Consider the following 22,291-nt stretch of genomic DNA (forward strand, 5'->3'; position numbering starts at 1 on the left):
CTTTGAAATCTCGGCGGCCAGCCCGCAAAAACCTTCGCGCCAAACTCACCCTCTCCTGTCATTGCGAGGAGCGCCGCAGGCGCGACGTGGCAATCTGCTGTTCGTGCGGAGTGAAAAAATGCTGTCAAAACCATGAATATTCCGCTCGAAATCGCAAAACAAGCGCGCGCAACTCGCATTTTCCGTGCACTTTAACCAAGAAATCCGCGACGATTCGGGACCTATCCCCAAGTTCCTTCGTGTTTCCTGAGTGTCCTTCGTGATTAAAGATTTTGTTTTCCAATGTCCGATAACACGCAGAAGCTGTCCCAAAAACGTCGCTAACTCCTACGCCGAGAGGAATTTACCTCTAACTATCTTTAGAAAGAGTAATTTGCGAAGATTGCATAGTCTAAGTTACTGAAAACAATAGAGGGTGGGGAGGGGGGTACCCCCCTGCAAATCAAACTTTGTTACCATCCTCTGTGCAACTCACCATCATGTCCAAGACTGGCGAGAACGTCGTCCGCATTGAGGCCGAAGCCCTGCGCGAGTTGGCCGACCGTATAGCCGGTCCCATGGCCGCCGACTTCCAGCGCGCCGTCGATCTTCTCGCTTGCTGCGGAGGTCGCGTCGTCGTGAGCGGCATGGGCAAAAGCGGCTTGATCGGACGCAAGATGGCCGCGACGTTCAGCTCTACCGGCGCTCCGGCGTTGTTCCTGCATCCCGCTGAGGCCATGCACGGTGATCTCGGCATGATTGCCCGCGGCGACGTCGTCATCGCGCTCTCCGCCAGCGGCGAAACCGAAGAAATTCTCAACCTGCTGCCGACCATCAAGCGCCTCGGCGCCCCGGTCATCACCATGACCTGCGACAACCTCTACGCCAATGGGGCCAAGCGTTCAACGCTCGCGCAGGCCGCCGACGTCGCGCTCGATTGCTCGATCGCGCAGGAAGCCTGCACCCTCGGCCTTGCGCCAACAGCCTCAACTACGACGATGCTGGCGCTCGGCGACGCACTCGCCATGGCCCTGGCCGAGAAGCGCGGCTTCAAAGAAGAGGACTTCGCCAACCTCCACCCCGGTGGCAAGCTAGGCAAGCGCCTCACCAAAGTCAGCGCGCTAATGCATGCGGGAGACGCCATCCCGCGCGTTACGGCCGAAACAAAAATGTCCGACGTGATCTACGAGATGTCGCGCAAAAAACTCGGCGTTACGACCGTCGTCAAGGGCGAAAAACTTCTCGGCATCATCAGCGACGGCGACCTGCGTCGCCTGCTCGAGCATCGCGGAAAAGATGTAATGGATCTCACCGCTGGCGAGTGCATGACGTCGAGTCCGAAGACGATTCATCCCGAAGCCTACGCCACCGCCGCCCTCGACTTGATGGAGCAGCGCAAAATTACTTCGCTCGCGGTCGTCGACAGCAACGGCGAACTTAAAGGTATCGTCCACTTGCATGATCTGTGGGGAACGGAGATGTTGTGATGCAACTCGCAACCAGCAGAATCGCAACCGATGGCTACGAGATCGTGCCAGACGTGTTCGCGCCTGCCGAGTGCGACGAACTTCTTCGCCAAGCTGGTGGGTTCCCGCGAAGCCGTGCCGGCATGCGCCATCTCATGTCCGTGGATTCGGTAGCCAGAGTGGCACTCAACCCGCGCATGATGAAGATTGCGCAATCTGCGATCGGCGATGACGCGAAGCCCTTCAAAGCAACACTGTTCGACAAATCGAGCGATGCTAACTGGCTCGTCGTCTGGCACCAGGACACAGCGTTGCCCCTCGCGGAACGCCACGACAAGCCCGGCTGGGGACCGTGGCCCGTCAAAGAAGGAATCATCTACGCGCATGCGCCGGCACGGGCACTGGAGCAGGTCGTCGCTCTGCTGACGAAAACGGCCCGCTTCGCGTTTTGCCAGGCACTCACATACTCGGAGTGTTGACGGACGATGAAATCGCGCGCGAGGTAGAGAGACGGCGTCCATTCCCATGTACGGTAGAGCGAGGCGGCATTGTGGTGATGCGACCGTTGGCCGTACATGCGTCGTCGAAGTCACAATCGTCGAAGCCGCGTAGGATATTGCACATCGAATACGCATCGCAGGCTTTGCGTGAAAAGGTCAGTCTGGCAATCGCCTAGGAGAACATCATGCGTGTAACCGGTTTTGGTGGCCTCTTTTTTAAATCGCCCGATCCCGAGAAGCTCTACCAGTGGTACGAGACGCACCTCGGCATTAAGCGTAGCGAATGGGGCGTCTCCTTCAAATGGGCTGATGATCCTCATGCCGCTGATGGCCAGACCGCGTGGTCGATTTTCAAATCCGACACCAAGTACTTCAATCCCAGCCAGGCGTCGTTCATGATGAATTTCCGTGTCGAAGGTCTCAAAGATATGCTGGCGAAAATGCGCTCGGAAGGCGCTCAGGTCGACGAGAAGTACGAAGAGACCGAGTACGGCAACTTCGGCTGGGTCATGGATCCTGACGGCAACCGCGTCGAATTATGGGAACCGAAGGACTAGCCACGGGCATCGAGGTGAAGTATGTATCACTACAATCCTGAAACCGCGCTCGAAGAACTCACCGAGGACGCCCATTTGCCGAACCCGGTGCACATGCGCGACATGATGCTCCGCGCTCACATGAACGCCGATCATTCGATCGAGATGAACCGATTGTTTGTCGAGTACCAGCGCAACTTCGGCGAGGCACAGAAGCTCGCGAAAGAGCTGCTGAAGGGCCTGTCGAAGTAAGTTGGTTAGCGCTTTTTCGCTGCGCTTTTCTTCTTCGCCGGCTTCTTTTTCCCGAAGAATGAGAAGTGATGCGTCTTCATGTCCACGCGCAGGCCGATGAAGCTCACCCCTTCGCCCTGCAATCGCATGCGCTGCTCGAATCCATGTTCGCCGGTGAGCAGAATCTTGCCTTCTGATCCGACAACCCGCTGCCACGGAACACTTCCGCCTCCGCCGTGCAGTGCCCACGCAACCTGTCGCGCGTATCCCGGATAACCAGCCGCGTACGCAACATCCCCGTAAGTTGCGACCTTGCCGCGGGGAATGCGGCGGATTTGGGCGAGGAACTCTTTGAAGAGGTTCTTGTCTGTCTTTGGCACGTGAGTAGCGTAGCGCATCACGCGCGTCGCTTGCTTGTTACAATAATGAATTCCGCTCGCATCCACGCAGTCATCTGAAGCGCGTAGCGGACGTTTACCCAACATGCATCGCTGGTCTAAGCTCTTCATCCCTACTCTGCGCGAGGCGCCTGCCGACGCCGAAGTCGCCAGCCATAAGTTCCTCGTTCGGGCCGGATACATCCGCCAATTAGCCGCAGGCATTTACTCGTACTTGTTCCTCGGGAACCGCTCGATGAACAAGATCATCGGTATCGTCCGCGAGGAGATGGACAAGATCGGCCAGGAATATTACCTGCCGGCGTTAAATCCCCGTGAGATATGGGAAGCCAGCGGGCGCTGGGCGGTGATGGGCGACAACATGTTCCGCCTCAAGGACCGTAAGGGGGCGGAGCTTTGCCTCGGCATGACCCACGAAGAGATCATGACCGAGATCGCGCGCAAGGAACTGCGCAGCTACAAGCAGTTGCCGCAGATCTGGTACCAGATCCAGACCAAGTTTCGCGACGAGCCTCGTCCGAGGTCGGGACTGCTGCGCGTGCGCCAGTTCATCATGAAGGATTCGTACTCGTTCGACATCGACGCCGCGGGTCTGGACATCAGCTACCAGAAGCACCATGACGCGTACTGCCGCATCTTCGACCGTTGCGGGTTGAAGTACGTCGTTGTACACGCGGATTCCGGCGCGATGGGCGGCTCTGGGTCTCAGGAATTCATGGTCTACACCGACGCCGGTGAAGACCTCGTTGCGAGCTGCGCGAACTGCAGTTACGCCGCGAATGTGGAGAAAGCCACATCGAAGCTGGAAGCCATCGAGGACCTCGTTGCTACGGCCGATACGCCCGAACTCGTTCATACGCCCGGGCAGAAGACGATTGAGCAAGTCGCCGCGTACCTTGGCGTCTCACCGAAGAACAAGATCAAGACGCTTGCCTACATGATGGCCGCTCCCAAGGGAGCCAAGGACGGAAGAGAGCAGGCCCTCGTCGTGCTCCTGCGAGGCGACCATATGCTCAACGAGGCAAAGCTCGGCGCTGCAATCAAGGGGCGCGAAGTTCGTCCGATGACGGAGGAAGAAATCCAGGATCTGTTCCATTCCCCTGCCGGATACCTTGGACCTCTCAATGTCGAATGGGCCAAGACCTCCGAAGATACCGAGAAACCTTTGCTGCTTTTGGATGAGGCACTGGTCAGTCGCAAGAACCTGATCGCAGGCGCGAACAAAGAGGAGTATCACGTTCGTAACCTCACCCCGGGCGAAAGCTTCCAGTTCACCGGCTCGGCTGACCTGCGGATGGTCGCGGAAGGCGAGCCTTGCCCGAACTGCGGACACGCCTTGAAGGTGGGCAAGACGGTCGAGATCGGCCACATCTTCAAGCTCGGCTACAAGTACACGGACGCTATGGGTGCCCGCGTTCTCGACAAGGATGGCAAGGAAGTCATGCCGATCATGGGCAGCTACGGCATTGGCATGGAGCGCATCTTGACGGCGTCAGTCGAGCAGTCCAACGACGATAACGGCTTCTGGCTGCCTGCCCAGATCGCCCCGTTCGAAGTCGTTGTTACCCCAACCAACGTCAGCGACGAAAAGCTGGCGAAAGGGGCTGAGGAGATCGCTGCAAAGCTGGAGGCTGCAGGGTTTGACGTCATCCTGGACGACCGCGACGAGCGGCCGGGTGTGAAGTTCAAGGATGCAGACTTGGTGGGTATCCCCGTCCGGATAAACGTGGGAAAGAAGTTCGTGGAGGGCAAAGTTGAGGTAATTCACCGCTCGACACGTGAGTCGCTCGATGCTACGATTCCGGAAATCGTTGAAAAGATAGCGGCTTGGTTGAAACCGAGTGCTTAACCCCCGGATCTATCATCGTGCCACGGAGCTTTGTAAATGAGCCGAATTAAGGCGGTGTTTGCGTTCGTCATTATCATCGGAGTGGTGTACGTGTGCTACGTCATCGGGCCGCCGTACTTTAACAACTACCAATTCCAGGATGACCTGAACACGGAAGTTCGTTTCATGCAGAACGCCCGTAAGTCGGATGAAGAAATCAAGGCCGATATCATCAAGAAGGCCACTGATAACGGGATCCAGCTTACGCCGGCGCAGATCAGAATCAACCTGGTCGGCAAAACGATGACGGTGGAAGTTAACTATTCGGTTCACGTGGAACTGCCGGGCTATTCCAGCGACATCCAATTTCATCCTGTCGCGTCGAACACGTTGGTTATGTAGTCTCCGGAATTGTTGCAAATTGTCAGGGTCCCCAATTTGGGACCCTGTTTGCCTTACAATAGAGGTTGCTCTGGCCCGGGTATCATGTGCCGCCCCCCTTTAGGGTGGGATGTGTCGTTTCGGCGGGAACGCGCGCGGCGAGTCATTTTGCGCAGCTAGGTAACAAAACGACGCCGAACGACGTCTCAATAAGAACGGCATCTCTGTTCAAACTGTGGCTATCAAAATCAAAATCCCCAGCTTTTCCACCCTGAAGCGCTTGTCTGCCAGTAAGGGCAAGTCTCGCTCGCAGGCATCTGCAGAAGGATGGCGGCGCTACGAACGCGAAATCCGCCTCGGCGTCGCGGCGTTCATTGTTGTCTGCATCGTATTCTTCTCGGTCTTCACGTATTACTACGTCAAGTACCAGCGCATCGTCGATCGCCGCATGAGCGGGCAGATCTTCGCTCCTTCCGCGAAGATCTATGCGCGTCCGGTCGAACTCGATGTGGGGGATCGAGCATCCGTCAGCGAGATTGCCGCGGACCTGCGTCGATCGGGGTACTCCGATGACGCGAAGGGTACCGATTTCGGGCGCTTTGAATTGCGCCACGGCGGAATCGAAATTTATCCCGGGCCGCAGTCGTACCACAGCTCTGATTCCGCGACCATCTACATTGCCGATGGCAAAGTTTCGCGCATTGCCGGTGGAAACGGCGGCGACCTTTCAGCTTACGAACTCGAACCGCAACTCGTGACCGCGCTTTTCCAGGGAGAAGATCGGTCGAAGCGGCAGATCGTGAAGTTCAACGAGATACCTAAGGTGATGGTGGATGCTGTTCTCGCCATCGAAGACCGGCGTTTCTTCCAGCACGGCGGCGTGAATTATTACCGCCTTGCGGAAGCGGGGATCACTGACGTCTTGCATCATCACCGGGGCCAAGGTGGCTCAACGCTGACGATGCAGCTTTCTCGCGGGTTCTTCCTGACACCAGAGAAGACGATGAAGAGGAAGTTCACTGAGATGCTCATCGCTATTGAGCTTGAGCAGCGCTTCAGCAAGCAACAGATTTTCGAACTGTATGCCAACCAAGTTCCGATGGGACAGCGCGGTTCCTACGGCATCAGCGGCTTTGGTGAAGCTGCACGCGCGTACTTCAATAAGGACATCAAGAACCTCACTTTGCCGGAAGCCGCGTTGCTCGCCGGACTCATTCAGCGTCCAAGTTATCTTTCGCCTTATCGCCACCCGGAGCGCGCACTCGATCGCCGCAACCTGGTACTGGATTCGATGGTTGAGACCGGCACCATTACGCGCGACGAGGCTGACAAGGCAAAGGCGACGCCCCTGAAGCTCGCCGCGCCAAACGTGGAAGCCAGCGATGCTCCTTACTTCGTCGACATGGTGAAGGACTTCCTGGGATCGAAGTATGGCGAAACCGACATCAACGAGAACCAGTACCGGATCTACACCTCGATTGATCCCGAGTTGCAAAAGGCCGCGGCTGAAGCGGTGGAAGTCGGCATCAAAGGCGTTGACGAGCAGGTGTTGAAGGCGCGTACGAAGAAGGTGAAAGTCGGGACAGGGAAGAACGCGAAGACGGACACCGAAGTGAAGCCGGGACCGGAAGCCCAGGTGGCGCTCGTCGCGATTGATCCGCACACGGGCGAGGTGCTGGCTCTGGTCGGCGGACGCAACTATGGCATGAGCCAATTGAATCACGCGATCGCCAAGCGTCCGACTGGTTCGATCTTCAAGCCCTTTGTTTATGCGGCTGCGATGAATACCGCGATCACCGGCGATCCTGCGCAGGCAGTTACGCCGGCATCGCTGGTGGACGATTCGCCGACGACATTCATGTATGGCGACCAGATTTACGAGCCGCGTAACTACAAAGCCGAGTATCACGGTCAGGTCACCGCGCGCTATGCACTGGCGATGTCGTTGAACAACGCGACGGTGAAACTTGCCGAGCAGGTTGGGTATGACAACGTCGCGAACCTCGCGAAGAACGCCGGTATCGTCAGCGTAAAGGCGACGCCCGCCATGGCGCTCGGCGCCTATGACGCGACTCCACTTGAAATGGCGGGCGCGTATACGGTATTCGCCAACGGCGGCGTGCGTCTTTCGCCGACACTGGTAAAGAGCGTGCGCACGACGAAGGGCGATGTCGTAGACAACTTCCAGGCCGAGAGCCGCAATGTTCTCGATCCGCGCGTAGCGGCTGTCCTGACAGACATGCTGCAAGGACCGGTGAATTATGGCACCGGCTACACGGTCCGCCAGCGGGGATTTACGGCGCCCGCGGCAGGGAAGACCGGCACTTCACACGATGCCTGGTTCGCCGGCTACACCAGCAATCTTCTCTGCATTGTCTGGGTTGGATTCGACGACTATAGCGACATCAAACTTTCGGGTGCCGTCGCTGCCGCGCCTGTCTGGGCGGAATTTATGAAACGCGCTCAGAAGATTTCTCAGTACGAGGACATGAAGGGCTTCGGGCAGCCGTCGGGCGTGGTTTCAGTGGAACTCGACAAAGTGACCAACGATCTCGCGACGCCGTCGTGCCCGGAGACCTACACCGCATCGTTCGTCGCCGGAACAGAGCCGAAAGAAACCTGCGATCAAGCACTCGGAGACCACCGCGGCATACTGTCGAAAATCTTCGGAGGAAGCGGCCAGCAAACCGTGTTGCCACCACCCACGACCAACGGGCCCGTGAACAACATGCCGCCTGCGCAAACGACCACTTCCGCGCAGCAGCAACAACAGGATCAGAACAAAAAGAAGAAGGGATTCTTCGGCAAGATTGCAGGGTTCTTCAAGAGCGATGGCAGCGATGGTCAACAGTCGCAGCAGCAGAACCAAACCGATCCAAACAATAATGGAAGTGCCAGTCCGCATTAAACAATGCTTTGGACGCTCTCCAGCCGGCGCAAAATTCCATAGTCCAGAGTAGAAGGTTTCAACCGCGCTCTCTTAGGTTGGAAATCGCGCTTTCCGTTAAACCGTTTCAACTTTTTTGCCATTTCCTGCCACTCTAGTACTAGCTTTTGTAGTAGACTCCCGCCACTTTGGTTTTGGTCCTCGTTGCGCCCTCGCAACGAACCTGTGGATTCGCGCTTCGCGCGTTGTTGTTTGGGTCAGTGAAAAACAGAAAGTCAGACGTTAAACCCCCTTCGCTTGCTTGGAGTTTGGGCCCCTTTTCCGTGCAGATCGAGGATTCTCCCTTTCCATGTTCCGACTTAACAATTCAGGAGATGCGATGTCTCGAAGCTCGATACGTTGGCTTACAAGTGTGTTTAGTCTCTCCCTCCTCCTCTCCCCCGCGCTCCGTGCGCAAAACCAGGCAGACAATCAGACTCATCGAGTCGGCGAACCATTCGTCATTTGGGAACTGAAGCACGACGTCTCGCCACCACTGCGCGACATGGCGCGCTGGTCGCAACCGCCTCACGCCAAACACGAAGCTGAACCGGTGCGCAGGATTCCAATGCCGCCATTTCCGCCAGCACAGCAGGACGCCGTGATCCAGCGGCAATCGCTGACCACGAATCTTGCCGCCAGCACAGGCTTGAACTTTGAAGGCCTTGGCAACGGCCAATATGGATTCACGGTCAACAGTGCTCCGCCCGATACAGACGGATACGTCGGCACCACGCAGTACGTGCAGGAAGTAAACAGCTCGTATGCGGTGTTCAATAAATCCACCGGCGCGCTGATTGCGGGGCCATTTGGGACTAACTCTTTGTGGAGTGGCTTCGGCGGCGGTTGCCAATCGAACGATGACGGCGACGGCATCGTGCTTTTCGATAAGGCTGCGCAGCGCTGGGTCATCACCCAGTTCTCGGTGTCGAGCACCCCGTACTTGGAGTGCATAGCGGTTTCGACCTCGGCGGACGCGACCGGCACGTACACCCGCTACTCGTTCCAATACTCCAACTTCCCGGACTACCCGAAGCTTGGTGTATGGCCCGACGGCTACTACATGTCGTTCAACATGTTCAACGGAACGACGAATGCGTTCCTTGGCGCCCAGGCTTGCGTTGCCAACCGCGCCAAGATGATCGCCGGCCAGACCGCGAACCAAGTCTGCTTCCAGCAGAGCTCTTCGGTCGGCGGGTTGTTGCCTTCGGATCTCGACGGCGCGACGCCTCCACCGACCGGAGCACCCGACTATTACTTCACCTACGGAACCAATTCGCTCCAGATGTACAAGTTCCACGTGGATTGGACGACAACGTCGAACTCGACATTCACGGGCCCGACGAACATCAGCGTTGCTTCCTTCACCCCGCTTTGCAGCGGCGGCACTTGCGTTCCGCAGCCGAGCACGACGAACAAACTGGACTCACTCGCCGATCGCTTAATGTTCCGCGTGGCTTATCGCAACTTCGGTTCACATGAATCGTTGGCGATCAGCCATTCCGTAACGGGCGGCGTGCGCTGGTACGAAATCCAAAACCCGGCAGGAACACCCACCGTAGCGCAGCAGGGAACGTTCGGTCCTGACGGCAGTACACGCTGGATGCCGAGCGTTGCAATGGACCAGGCTGGCGACATGGCCATCGGTTACAGCGTGTCCAGTTCGTCGGTATCGCCATCGGTGCGCATTAGCGGCCGCGTGCCGACCGATCCTTCCGGCACTCTGGAAACAGAAACCAGCGTGGTAGCGGGCGCGGGATCGCAGAACGGAACACTTACCCGCTGGGGCGACTATAGCGCGATGACGGTGGACCCGGTGGACGACTGTACCTTCTGGTTCACGGAAGAGTACATGAAGACCACGGGAACCTTTAACTGGAACACGCGTATCGTTTCGTTCAAGTTTCCCGGTTGCGGTTCGAGTGGTCCCACGGGATCGGTCAGCCCGACGAGTCTGACTTTCGCGAGCACGACGGTCGGCAGCACGAGCGCTTCCCAACCCATAACCCTCAGCAATAGCAGTTCCACCGCGTTGAGCATTACCAGCATCGCGGCGAGCGGCGACTTTGCGCAAACCAACAATTGCGGTAGTTCACTGGCCGCAAACTCCTCGTGCACCATCAACGTTACGTTTACTCCAACTGCCACTGGCACACGGACGGGAACTCTCACCGTCAGTGATAACGCAAGCAATTCACCGCAGACGGTGAGCCTCACAGGAACCGGCGCGAGCAGCGGTACGCCGCAAGCAACGCTGAGTCCGACGAGCCTCACTTTCGGCAGCACAAATGTCGGCACCACCAGCGCAGCGCAGAACATCACGCTGACGAATGGAGGATCCGCTACGCTGAGCATCAGCGGTATCGGTATCAGCGGCGACTTTGCCCAGTCCAACAACTGCGGTACTTCGGTTGGTGCAGGTGGAAGTTGCACCATCAGCGTAACTTTCACTCCCACGACGACGGGCACGCGTACCGGCACGCTCTCGGTTACGGACAACGCCACTGGCAGTCCGCAATCGGCAGGCCTGACGGGCACGGGTGCAACCGGCGGTGGAGGTGGTCCGCAGACCGCGCTCTACAGCAGCACATTGAAAGCGCCGCAGTGCGCGACGGTTGGCTCCTCGTGCGACTCCGGTACTTCGCTGCTGAACGGTCGCGACACGATGTCGGGGGGCGCCGAGCCGAACCAGCCGAACACGATCAACAGCTCGTGTGCGGATGGTACGTCGGGCACCTACCACTCGGATGAGTCCGTTGATCGCGTGCAGATCGCGACCAGCGATGGCACCTCGTTCGCACCGGGCAAGACTGTGACGGTCAGTGCTACGGTGTGGGCCTACAGCACATATACCTCCGACCACTTGGATCTCTACTACGCGGCGAACGCTAACAGCCCGACGTGGACAGCGATCCAGACCAATATCACTCCCGCCGGCAGCGGTGCACGGACGATCACCGGTACTTTCACGTTGCCTTCGGGCAGCTTGCAGGCGGTACGTGCCAACTTCCGCTACCAGGGATCCGCGTCATCCTGCAGTACCGGCGCCTACGACGATCATGATGATCTCGTGTTCGCCGTTGGCTCGGCGGCCCCGGACTACTCTCTCTCTGCTTCTCCGAGCAGCGTGAGTGTGATCCAGGGTTCGAACGCAAACAGCACGATCACCGTGACGCCAACGGGTGGCTTCAGCGGATCGGTTTCGTTGTCTGCCTCCGGCTTGCCGGCCGGCGTGACCGCGGTCTTCAATCCGACGAGCACCACCAGCACGAGCACGTTGACGTTCACCGCAAGCAGTACAGCCACGCTGGGCACTTCCACGGTGACGATCACGGGAACGTCCGGCACCACTACTCACACAACCAATGTCACGCTGACGGTGAATTCACCGGGCGGCGGTGCACAAACGGCGGTCTACAGCAGCACACTGAAAGCGCCGCAATGCGCTTCCAGCGGAACATCGTGCGATTCAGGTACGTCACTGTTACTCGGACGCGGCACGATGTCGGGTGGCACGGAAGTGAACCATCCCAACACGATCAACAACTCGTGTACTGACGGCAACTCAGGCACCTTCCACTCCGACGAATCGAACGATCGACTTGTGATCGCTTCGACCGATGGAACCGCGTTGACCCACGGCAAGACCGCGAAGATTACTGCGACGGTCTGGGCGTGGAACACCGGTTCCTCCGACTCTCTCGACCTGTACTACGCTGCCAACGCCAGCAGTCCGACTTGGGTGCTGATTGGAACACTCACGCCGACCGCGGGCGGACAGCAGACGTTGTCCACCACATTCACTCTGCCGACCGGAAGCGTGCAGGCAATTCGAGCGAACTTCCGTTACCAGGGATCCGCATCGTCGTGTAGCACCGGTTCCTACGACGATCACGACGACTTGGTGTTCGCGGTGCAATAACCATTGTTCTCACGGACCCGGGCGTTATTGCCCGGGTTTTTTTTTGCAAAAAGTGCCGCGTTGTTCGCGCTGAGACGAGCTATACCTGCCCGGTAATCCGCGCCTGATAACGGTTCCATCAAATAGAAGGAACTATTTGTGTTGCGAGAATATCGACGTTCTTGAATCCAGTGGCTCGCGACCGACATCTGTTAGTGGCACGTGGGGTTTTTATCAGAATGGCTGGATTAAGAAAACTGTCGGTCCTATTGGCTTTTGCTTTTGCAGCACTGTGCCTTTTGACGAATGTCGCCTGCACCAGTACTGAAGCGAAGCAGCCTGCGCCACAAGCACTTCCCGTGAAAACCAGTTCAATTCAGCTGCAGCAGGTGCCGCAAGTGGGCGAATTCGTAGCGACCGTGAAATCGCGGCGTTCCGCCAGCATTCAACCGCAAGTGGATGGCTCGCTGACAAGAATCCTGGTGAAGTCCGGGGACAGCGTGCGCGCCGGACAAGTCCTGATGACGATCGATCCGCTGAAGCAACAGGCGACCGTTGACCAGCAGCGCAGCACCGAGGCCCAGAAAAAGGCCACGCTCGATTACAACGAGCGCGAACTGGAGCGCCAGAAGGCCCTGTTTGAATCGGGCGTGACCAGCAAACGCGATTATGAAATTGCGCTGCAGAACTATCAGAACTCCAAGGCTGACTGGGAAGCCTCGACGGCAGCTCGCGTCACCCAGCAGCGGCAGCTCGCGTATTACAACCTGACTGCGCCTTTCGCCGGGATCGTGGGCGATATTCCCGTTCACATTGGCGATTACGTTTCGCCCCAAACGCTGCTTACAACGGTGGATGAGAACGCGGAACTCGAGGCCTACATCTACATCCCAACCGACCGCACTGCCGACATCCGCATGGGTTTGCCCGTGCAAATCGTTACCAGCAAGGGAGAACTCATCGAAGCAACCAAGGTGGATTTCATCTCGCCCCAAGTGGATAACGCATTGCAGGGCATCCTGGTGAAAGCTCCTCTTCACGGTTCGTTGGAAAAGTTCCGTAATGCCCAGCTGATCAAGGCGCGCGTGGTGTGGAACACTTCGCCAACTCCCACAGTTCCTGTGCTTGCGGTCACGCGGATCGGCGGCCAGCCGTTCGTCTATGTCGCAGCACAGACGGACAAGGGAACTGTCGCGAAACAACGCTCGGTTGTATTGGGCGACACCGTTGGGAATGACTACGCGGTTACGAGTGGTCTGCAACCCGGCGACAAAGTGATCGTCTCTGGGATCCAGTTCCTCGCAGACGGCGTACCGGTGCAACCGATCAGTTAGAAAATATCCACGACAACATCGTCCGAGAGGATCGGCGATGCCCACACAGGAGTTGGACTGTGGTTGACTTCTTTATCAAGCGCCCCATTTTCGCGACCGTATGTGCGTTGCTGATTATCCTGGCGGGCGCGGTTTGCATCCCGACGTTGCCGATCTCGCTGTATCCCGAGCTTGCTCCCCCACAGGTTACTGTGACGAGCAATTACGTCGGCGCGAACGCTCAAGTGGTGGAGTCTGCGGTCACCACTCCGCTTGAACAGCAGATCAACGGTGTGGAGGGCATGCACTACATCTCGTCCACCAGTTCCAACGACGGCACCAGCAGCATCAACGTCACGTTTCGTACCGGGTACGACTTAAACATCGCCGCCGTCGACGTGCAGAACCGCGTCGCGGCTGCGCAAGGACGGCTCCCGCAGGAAATCAAAAACACTGGCGTTACCATCACGAAGGCGAATCCGAACTTCGTTTTTGCCGCCGGTTTTTACTCGCCCGACAACACTCTTTCCAACCAATACATTTCGAACTATCTCGACGTTTACGTGAAAGATGCGCTCAAGCGAATCCAGGGCGTGGGCGATGTAGTGATCTTCGGCGAACGCAAGTACGCCATGCGCATCTGGCTCGATCCCACGAAGCTCGCCGCGCGCCAACTCACGGCTGCTGACGTCGTAGCGGCGCTCCAGGAGCAGAACGTCGAAATTCCAGCTGGACAACTCGGGCGTCCGCCGGCAGATCCCAAGCAGAACTTCCAGGTCACGCTACGCGCTGTTGGACGGCTCTCTGACCCGCGAGAGTTCGAAGACATCATCCTCAAGAGCACCAAGAACGGAATCGTTCAACTCAAGGACGTTGGCCATGCGGAAGTCGGCGCCGAGAATTACGATACCAACCTGCTCTACAGCGGACACGAGGCGATCGGTATCGGTGTACAGCAGCTATCGAACGCGAATGCGCTTGAAGTCGACAAAGCGGCCAAAGCCGAACTGGCTGAGCTCTCCAAGTCTTTTCCTCCCGGCATCAAGTACGTGGTTGCCTTTGACACGACGACCGTGGTTGGCGATTCCGTAAAAGAGGTCATCACCACACTCGAAGAAGCAGTGTTGATCGTCATCATCGTGATCTTCCTCTTCCTTCTCGATTGGCGCGCAACGATCATTCCGGCGGTCACGATCCCGGTTTCCTTGATTGGCACATTTGCCTTCATCAAGATGTTCGGGTTCTCGATCAACTCGCTCACGTTGTTCGGCATTACTTTGGCGACGGGGTTGGTGGTCGACGACGCTATCGTCGTCATCGAAAACGCCCAGCGGCACATCAACCAAGACCATACCGATCCACATCGCGCAACCTCGGTCGCTATGGCGGAGGTATCCAGCGCCGTAGTTGCAACATCGCTGGTTCTGATCTCAGTCTTTGTCCCGGTATCGTTTTTCCCCGGCACCACCGGTATTCTCTACCGCCAGTTCTCGCTGACTATCGCTTTCTCAATCGCGATATCCCTATTCAACGCGCTCACGCTCTCGCCGGCATTGGCGGCCATCTTGTTGCGCAGCGAAGAGAAGAAGTACGGCATGCTCGATTGGACGCGGAGCAAAACCATCTCGGGTGGCTATCGCAAAATCGCGCACGGGATTGACGACGCCATCCACGGCCTGGGTGCGTGGTATGGAAAAGTTATTGGAACAGTCTTGCGCTTGCGCTACGTGATGCTGGCACTCTTTGTGGCTGGTCTCGTGGCCACCGGATACATGTACGTCCACGTGCCTACGGGTTTCGTTCCGCAGGAAGACCAGAACTATTTCATTACCGTCGTGCAGGCTCCGCAGGGTGCCTCGCTCGCGTACACGACGTCGATCGCCAAGCAGGCAGAGCAGATCCTGCGCGCCGATCCAGATGTCTTTGGCACCTTCGCGGTACCTGGTTTCTCTCTGACCGGAGGTAGTTCGTCCAACTACGGTCTGATCTTTGCGCCTCTGAAGCCGATCGACGAGCGCAAGGGCAAGGGCCATGCTGCAAGCGACATCGTGGCGAGGATAGGACCAAAGCTTTTCTCGGTTCCGGGCGCGATTATCGTTCCCTTCGAACCTCCCGCCATCCAAGGTATCGGTAGCTTTGGCGGATTCCAGTTCCAATTGCAGGACCTCGGCCGCAACACGCTGCAGGATCTCGACGTTGTCGCGCACAAGATCATCGGGGCTAGTCGTCAGCGGCAGGACCTGGCGGGATTGTTCACGAGCTATACGGCGAACGATCCCCAGGAACTCGTTGAGATCGATCGCCAGAAGGCAAAGGCCATGGGCGTGCCGATCAGCCAGATCACCCAGGCTCTGGGCGTGTATATGGGGTCGGAGTATGTGAACGACTTCGATTTCAACAATCGGTCCTACCGCGTTTACGTCCAGGCCGATCAACCGTTCCGCATGACGGCACGCGACATTCGTCAATATTATGTGCGCTCTGACACCAACGGTCTCGTACCTCTTGAAAACATCGTCACGCTGAAAGAAACCTCCGGCCCGCAGGTCATCAATCACTTCAACCTGTTCCGGTCCGCCGAAATCGATGGCGCTCCGGCTCCGGGCTTTAGCTCCAGCCACGGACTGGAAGCAATGCAGGAACTCGCGCATCAGAACATGATCCAGGGCATGTCATTCCAATGGAGCGGCCTTGCGCTGGAAGAAGTCGAAGCTGGCGGCAAAGCGATCCTCATCTTCGCGCTCGGCATTCTCGTGGTGTATCTCACGCTTTCCGCGCAATACGAGAGCTTCGCGTTGCCATTCATCATTCTGCTGGCGGTTCCGACTGCTGTGCTGGGGGCGTTGTCGTTTATCTCTTTACGCGGATTGGTGAACGATGTCTACGTACAAATCGGGCTGGTGATGCTCATTGGCCTTTCGGCGAAAAATTCAATTTTGATCGTCGAGTTTGCCGAGCAGCTCATCGAGCAAGGTCGCTCGATCACCGAAGCCGCGATCGAGGCCGGCGAATTGCGCCTGCGCCCAATTCTGATGACGTCGTTCGCGTTCATCCTCGGAGTTCTCCCGCTCTACTTCGCCACCGGTGCCGGGAAAATCGGTCGTCACTCGGTGGGCACAGCGATCGTGGGCGGCATGCTCTTCTCGACAGTACTGAACTTGATCTTCATCCCAGTGCTGTACGTCATCGTGAAGACACTCTTAGGAGCACGCACGTCCGGAGTAGCTCTCGAAGCAGAGGAAGTGGAAGAGGCGGCTTAGCAGCCAAGGGTCCCAAGTTGTTGAAGGATTTTGGCTGCCCCCCAGGGATTCGAACCCCGATATGCTGATCCAGAGTCAGCTGTCCTACCATTGAACGAGGGGGCAGCAGCGCCGAAAGGCTTGTGAAACGCAGGCTGTAGAACGGCTTCCTGCGCATCTCTGATTTTATGGGTCTTACGCGCAGCCGTCAACCCGAGACAACCTGGTGCGGCTCTCGATTGCTGGCATCTCGCTCTTATCCGGTTCCATCCCACGAAGTGGACACTTTTGTCTCACATTGGAGGAGGGGAACACATGCGCAAACTCGCGGTTCTCGCAAGCACTGCACTTATGGCCAGCGGTCTGATGATCGCGCAGGCACCGGCGTCGGGTAACGACGCGACTGCCGGAACCCAGACGTCGGCTGACAAATCGAAGCCCAGCGCGTCTTCATCGGCTTCACCGAAGGCCGATCACGCATTCGTGATGAAAGCCGCCCAGGGTGGGCTCGCTGAAGTCCAACTCGGGCAACTCGCCGCGCAGAAGGCTTCAAACCCGGACGTGAAGGCATTCGGCCAAAAGATGGTCGACGATCACACCAAAGCGAACGATCAGTTGAAAGATATCGCCTCGAAGAACAACATCGCGATCCCGACCGAGATGTCGACGAAGGATAAGGGCGAGTACGATCGTTTTTCGAAGCTCTCCGGCGACGCCTTTGATAAGGCCTACATAAGCCACATGGTCGTTGACCACAAGAAGGACATTGCGGAGTTCAAGAAGGAAGCCAACAGCGGCAAGGATGACGCAGTCAAGAACTTCACGCAGCAGACGCTGCCCACCCTTCAGGACCACCTGAAGACGGCCCAGGAAGCGAACAGCAAGGTGAAGGGAAGCGCCAGCGCTAGCAATGCGAAGAGCGGCAATACCGCGAATGCATCCGCGCAGACTCCGCAGTAACTTGGGCTGAAGGACGAAGGCGCAGCTTTAGCGGCTGCGCCTTTTCTTGCGCAAAATCCAGATCAGAGCTTCCGTCCCGAAACGCTCAGGCCTCCCAAGACGATCTACTTTTACCTCTGCTTCACCGATTCCGTGGCACTCCAGCCTTTATAATCAGGGGCTGCCTCGACGTCGACTTTCACGTCTGTGCAGCACTGCACTCATGCATAAAACCATGAACATCGAGGGCCCGCTCACCGGCGCGCCCTTGGGCTACTAACCGCGGTCCGGCAATGTCATTGGCCGCAACTTCCTACCTCAATCGCAAAGGACGAATATGTTCGACATCACACTAGTTCATGCACGCGAGATCCTCGATTCCCGTGGAAATCCGACCGTGGAAGCGGAAGTTACTCTCTCTGGCGGCGCGGTCGGCCGCGCTGCCGTTCCCAGTGGAGCCTCGACCGGCGAACACGAAGCCGTGGAACTGCGCGACGGCGACAACGCCCGCTATCTCGGCAAGGGTGTATTGAAGGCCGTTGAAAACGTGGAAGGTGAGATTGCCCAGGCGCTCGGCGGCATGGACGCCAGCCAGCAGCGCGATATCGACATGCGCATGCTCGACCTCGACGGTACCGAGAACAAGGGCCGTCTTGGCGCCAATGCGATTCTTGCGGTTTCAATGGCGAGTGCACGTGCGGTCGCCAACCAACTGGACATCCCGCTCTACCGCTATCTCGGCGGCGTCAACGGCAACATTTTGCCGGTGCCGATGATGAACATCCTGAACGGTGGCGCTCACGCCGACAACAACGTTGACTTCCAGGAATTCATGGCCATGCCGGTCGGCGCCGAGAGCTTCAGCGAAGCACTGCGCTGGGGCGCCGAGGTCTTCCATACGCTGAAGGGCGTGTTGAAGAAGCGCGGCTACAACACCGCGGTGGGCGACGAAGGCGGCTTCGCGCCGTCGCTCAAGTCCAACGTCGAAGCGATCGAAGTCATCCTCGAAGCCATCCAGCAGGCTGGGTACACGCCGGGCGAGCAAATCGCGATCGCTCTTGATCCTGCGGCTAGTGAGTTCTTCAAGGACGGCAAGTACATCTTTAAGAAGTCCGACAAGTCGGAAAAGACCAGTGAGCAGATGGTCCGCTGGTGGTCTGACTGGGCGAACAAGTATCCGATCGTCTCGATCGAAGACGGATTGGCTGAGGACGATTGGGAAGGCTGGAAGCTGCTCACCGACGAACTCGGCGACAAGATCCAGCTCGTCGGCGACGACCTTTTTGTCACCAATCCGGAGCGCCTTGCCCGCGGCATCGATAACGGTGTCGCGAATTCAATCCTGATTAAGGTGAACCAGATCGGCACGTTGAGCGAAACTCTTGATGCGATCGAGATGGCGCGCCGTAACGGGTACACCGCGGTCATCTCGCACCGCTCTGGCGAAACCGAAGACACGTTCATCGCCGACCTTGCAGTCGCGACGGGGGCCGGCCAGATCAAAACTGGTTCCGCTTCACGTACCGACCGTGTTGCCAAGTACAACCAACTGCTACGCATCGAGGAACAACTCGGCGCAGGTGCGCGGTTCCTCGGTATCGGTGCGCTGAACTATGACGGCGATCTAAGCGCGGAATAGCGAGCTCAAATAACAGAGAATTCGGCGGCCTTCGGGGCCGCCTTTTTGCTATATTTCAGCTTCTACTCCGGAGGGGTCAATGAAACCGCTGTTTGCCGCCTGTTGCCTGTTAGTATCTAGTCTCTTTGGGTATGCACAACAAGCGCCGGTAAGTAGCGCGAATTCGCCGACGGCGGTTCCGGCGGAAGAGCGAGCCACAAAGGAAGACGTCCTCGCGCTGATGGACGTTATGCATGCCCGCCGGAATGCTCAGGCCGGCATGGACATGATGACCGATGTGATCAAAAAGCAAGAACGGGCACACTTCCTGGAAAAGCACCCCGATGCATCTCCCGCCGCGCTGAAAAAATTGGACGCGCAGTTCGATGGCATCATAAAGCCCGAGCTTCTCGACGAGATGATCTCGGACATGGTGCCTATCTACCAGAAGTACCTTTCTCACGAAGACGCGATCAGTATTCTATCTTTCTACTCCTCACCATCTGGACAGCGCTTTCTGGAGCGGATGCCGTTGCTGTTGCACGAAGTCGGAGAGATGAGCACTGCGCTGATCACCCGTCACAAAGATGAGATCCACGCTGAAAGTGAGAAGCGAGTAAAGGAGTTCCAGCAGTATCTGAAGGCCCATCCTGCAGAACTCGGCGATCCCGTTGGCAAAGAGTCTGAGAAATAGCCGAGCTTATTTGCGGTTGGATGAAGGCTCTGTCGCACTCACGGTCGCGTCTTGTAATCGTCAAATAAAATGATCAGCGACGGAGTATTCGCCTATGAAACGTGCTGCGCTCTTAGTTGTGTTGCTCTCTGCCCTAGTGTCTGCCAATTCGCAAGAGACCAAGCCAGACCAGCCCACCCGCGATGACCTGACGAAGATGTTCGAAGTCCTCCGCGTGCGCCAGCAGACCGAGGGCGTAATGAAAACAATGCTCGCGCAGATGAAGCAGCAAATTGAGGGCGACATCGAGAAGCGATACCCGAACCTCTCGGAAGAGTCGAAGCAGAAGATTGAAAAGATGGTGAACGATTCAGTCAATCTCTACCCGGTCAGCGAGATGCTCGACGACCTCACACCCGTTTACCAGAAGCACCTTACCAAGGCCGACGTTGACGCTATCGTCGGGTTTTATTCGTCGGCGGCAGGCCAGCACTTCCTCGACCAGATGCCGACGATGACCCAGGAAGCCATGCAACTCATGCTCGCGAAGTTGCAAACCCGCACCGCCGAATACGCCAAAAAGATCCAGGACCAGGCCGACTCGCTCGCCGAACCGAAGAAACCCTGATGTCATCCTGAGCGGACTCGCACCGAGTGCGACGAAGTTGAAGGATCCCTATCTCACACCCACGCCAGAAGCTTGTTATCTTTATACCCAGTAAATAAGCTCTTATAAGGAAGCCATGCCGACACCGAAGCCTCTCGTCCTTATCATCCTCGACGGCTGGGGATACGCGCCGCCCTCCAACGCCAATGCGATCTCCCTCGCGCGAAAGCCCAATTACGACAAGCTGCTGACCGACTTTCCGAATACGCTCATCCACACATCGGGCCGCTATGTAGGTCTGCCTCCGGGGCAAATGGGCAATAGTGAGGTTGGCCACCTCAACATCGGAGCCGGTCGCGTCGTTTACATGGACATCACCAAGATTGACCTCGCCATCGAAAACAAGTCACTCTTCAAGAATCAAACCCTGCTCGACGCCATGAAGCACGCAGCCAACGGCCGCCAGTTGCACTTCTTTGGACTGCTCTCGGATGGCGGCGTTCACTCGCACCAGAACCATCTCTACGCGTTGCTGCGTATGGCGAAAGAGAACGGCGTCGAGCGTGTCTTCGTGCACCCGTTTATGGATGGACGCGATACGCTGCCGACCAATGGCGTAAAGTACGTCGACCAGCTTCAACAGAAGATGCGCGAGTACGGGATCGGGAAGATCGCCAGCATCAGCGGTCGCTATTACGCGATGGATCGCGACAAAAAGTGGGACCGCGAGAAGCTCGCTTCCGACGCGATGCTGCATGGCCGCGGCGAGGGCGGCCGCTATAAAGATCCGGTGCAGGGAATTAAAGAGTCCTATAACAAGGGCGTAACCGATGAATTCATTATTCCCTTCGTCTGCGTGGATGACAATGATCAGCCGATTGGAGTCATTCGTGACGGCGACGCGTGTATCAACTTCAATTTCCGGGCGGACCGTGCTCGCCAGATCACCCGCGTGCTAGCTCGCAACAGCGGAATCACAAAGGACGGCGGCCGCGAGCTCGATGCCGCCGACACTCTCGACGCGACCATCCCGCGCGATACCATCCCCAAAGATCTGCACTACACGTGTATGACGCAGTACGACCCAAAGTTCACGCTGCCCATCGTCATCCCGCCCGATACGCTCACGCACATTCTCGCCAACGAAATGGCGGCGATGAACATGCGCAACCTACGCGTCGCCGAGACCGAGAAGTATGCGCATGTCACCTACTTCTTCAACGGCGGCATCGAGAAACCGTATCCCGGCGAGGAGCGCGAACTCGTGCAGTCGCCGAAAGTTGCTACCTACGATCTCAAGCCCGAGATGAGTGCTAACGGCATTGCCGACGTCATTGAGCACGCCGTCGAAAAGGGCGCATTCGATGTGATCGTTGTGAACTTTGCAAATGCAGATATGGTCGGTCACAGCGGCAAAATTCCACCGACCATCACCGCCGTCGAGACCGTGGATTCTTGCCTTGGACGGGTGTACAACGTTGTTCGCAAGAAGGGCGGCGCGATGCTGATCACCGCCGATCACGGCAACGCTGAACAGATGATCGATCCCGAAACCGGTGGCCCGCAGACTGCGCACACCACGAATCCGGTTCCGTTCATCTTCGTCGCCGAAGATGCCAAGAAGCGATTTTCACTGCGTCCCGACGGCGCATTGCAAGACATCTCGCCAACAATGATGGGCATTCTCGGCATTCCACAACCCAAAGAGATGACCGGCCACGATCTGCGTGTCGATCTCACGGTGAAGAAGTAACGC

At 57.5% G+C, this 22,291-nt stretch carries 17 protein-coding genes and 1 tRNA gene; 16 read left to right on the forward strand and 2 right to left on the reverse strand.

Features of this window, described 5'->3' with window-relative positions; genetic code table 11:
• Nucleotides 1-479: 479 nt before the first annotated feature.
• From ACID345_RS05430 to ACID345_RS05445, 5 genes are read left to right on the forward strand one after another with little or no spacing between them, the layout of a single operon-like run.
• Nucleotides 480-1,466 (forward strand): KpsF/GutQ family sugar-phosphate isomerase, encoded by a 987-nt coding sequence (locus ACID345_RS05430; RefSeq protein ID WP_041856322.1) that lies wholly within the window; start codon nt 480-482, stop codon nt 1,464-1,466.
• Nucleotides 1,466-1,924, forward strand: a complete 459-nt coding sequence (locus ACID345_RS26835) for a hypothetical protein (protein WP_011521864.1) — start codon at nt 1,466-1,468, stop codon at nt 1,922-1,924. Before ACID345_RS05430 ends, ACID345_RS26835 begins: the two co-directional genes overlap by 1 nt.
• Nucleotides 1,918-2,121, forward strand: a complete 204-nt coding sequence (locus ACID345_RS27465; protein WP_408609937.1) for a phytanoyl-CoA dioxygenase family protein — start codon at nt 1,918-1,920, stop codon at nt 2,119-2,121. Before ACID345_RS26835 ends, ACID345_RS27465 begins: the two co-directional genes overlap by 7 nt.
• Nucleotides 2,122-2,130: 9 nt before the next feature.
• A complete protein-coding gene (locus ACID345_RS05440) occupies nt 2,131-2,502 on the forward strand; it encodes a VOC family protein (protein ID WP_011521865.1) in 372 nt (123 codons plus the stop codon).
• Nucleotides 2,503-2,523: 21 nt separating this feature from the next.
• On the forward strand, nt 2,524-2,733 hold the full coding sequence (locus tag ACID345_RS05445) for a hypothetical protein (RefSeq protein ID WP_011521866.1): 210 nt from the start codon (nt 2,524-2,526) through the stop codon (nt 2,731-2,733).
• A 5-nt stretch (nt 2,734-2,738) separates the two neighbouring features.
• On the opposite strand, the gene ACID345_RS05450 is transcribed toward ACID345_RS05445, so the two are convergent.
• Entirely contained in the window at nt 2,739-3,221 is a 483-nt protein-coding gene (locus tag ACID345_RS05450) for an MGMT family protein (RefSeq protein WP_228370738.1), read from the reverse strand.
• Here ACID345_RS05450 and ACID345_RS05455 point away from each other — a divergent pair.
• From ACID345_RS05455 to ACID345_RS05480, 6 genes are all read left to right on the forward strand, one after another.
• Nucleotides 3,196-4,959 carry a proline--tRNA ligase gene (locus tag ACID345_RS05455; RefSeq protein ID WP_011521868.1) on the forward strand — a complete coding sequence of 588 codons (1,764 nt, stop codon included), beginning with the start codon at nt 3,196-3,198 and terminating at the stop codon, nt 4,957-4,959. The two genes, ACID345_RS05450 and ACID345_RS05455, sit on opposite strands and share 26 nt — an antisense overlap.
• Nucleotides 4,960-4,995: 36 nt before the next feature.
• A complete protein-coding gene (locus ACID345_RS05460) occupies nt 4,996-5,340 on the forward strand; it encodes a DUF4845 domain-containing protein (protein ID WP_011521869.1) in 345 nt (114 codons plus the stop codon).
• A gap of 259 nt (nt 5,341-5,599) precedes the next feature.
• Nucleotides 5,600-8,227, forward strand: coding sequence for a transglycosylase domain-containing protein (locus tag ACID345_RS05465; protein WP_187148950.1), 2,628 nt, complete (start codon nt 5,600-5,602; stop codon nt 8,225-8,227).
• A gap of 358 nt (nt 8,228-8,585) precedes the next feature.
• Nucleotides 8,586-12,167, forward strand: coding sequence for a choice-of-anchor D domain-containing protein (locus tag ACID345_RS26845; RefSeq protein ID WP_011521871.1), 3,582 nt, complete (start codon nt 8,586-8,588; stop codon nt 12,165-12,167).
• A 338-nt stretch (nt 12,168-12,505) separates the two neighbouring features.
• Nucleotides 12,506-13,480 (forward strand): efflux RND transporter periplasmic adaptor subunit, encoded by a 975-nt coding sequence (locus ACID345_RS05475; RefSeq protein WP_228370739.1) that lies wholly within the window; start codon nt 12,506-12,508, stop codon nt 13,478-13,480.
• A 59-nt stretch (nt 13,481-13,539) separates the two neighbouring features.
• Nucleotides 13,540-16,719: an efflux RND transporter permease subunit gene (locus ACID345_RS05480; protein ID WP_011521873.1), complete on the forward strand. Its 3,180-nt coding sequence runs from the start codon at nt 13,540-13,542 to the stop codon at nt 16,717-16,719.
• A gap of 31 nt (nt 16,720-16,750) precedes the next feature.
• Here ACID345_RS05480 and ACID345_RS05485 read toward each other — a convergent pair.
• A tRNA-Gln gene (locus tag ACID345_RS05485) sits at nt 16,751-16,824 on the reverse strand.
• Nucleotides 16,825-17,013: 189 nt separating this feature from the next.
• Between ACID345_RS05485 and ACID345_RS05490 the strand changes: the two genes are divergently transcribed.
• From ACID345_RS05490 to gpmI, 5 genes are all read left to right on the forward strand, one after another.
• A complete protein-coding gene (locus ACID345_RS05490) occupies nt 17,014-17,658 on the forward strand; it encodes a DUF4142 domain-containing protein (protein WP_011521874.1) in 645 nt (214 codons plus the stop codon).
• Nucleotides 17,659-17,974: 316 nt separating this feature from the next.
• The gene (eno, locus tag ACID345_RS05495; protein WP_011521875.1) at nt 17,975-19,276 is read left to right on the forward strand and encodes a phosphopyruvate hydratase; all 1,302 of its coding nucleotides are present in this window, start codon (nt 17,975-17,977) and stop codon (nt 19,274-19,276) included.
• A gap of 79 nt (nt 19,277-19,355) precedes the next feature.
• Nucleotides 19,356-19,949, forward strand: coding sequence for a DUF2059 domain-containing protein (locus tag ACID345_RS05500; protein WP_011521876.1), 594 nt, complete (start codon nt 19,356-19,358; stop codon nt 19,947-19,949).
• 94 nt (nt 19,950-20,043) lie between these two features.
• Nucleotides 20,044-20,556 (forward strand): DUF2059 domain-containing protein, encoded by a 513-nt coding sequence (locus tag ACID345_RS05505; protein WP_011521877.1) that lies wholly within the window; start codon nt 20,044-20,046, stop codon nt 20,554-20,556.
• A 115-nt stretch (nt 20,557-20,671) separates the two neighbouring features.
• Nucleotides 20,672-22,288 carry a 2,3-bisphosphoglycerate-independent phosphoglycerate mutase gene (gene gpmI / locus ACID345_RS05510; RefSeq protein WP_011521878.1) on the forward strand — a complete coding sequence of 539 codons (1,617 nt, stop codon included), beginning with the start codon at nt 20,672-20,674 and terminating at the stop codon, nt 22,286-22,288.
• Nucleotides 22,289-22,291 lie beyond the last annotated feature (3 nt).

The organism is Candidatus Koribacter versatilis Ellin345 (assembly GCF_000014005.1).
Taxonomy (GTDB): domain Bacteria; phylum Acidobacteriota; class Terriglobia; order Terriglobales; family Acidobacteriaceae; genus Korobacter; species Korobacter versatilis_A.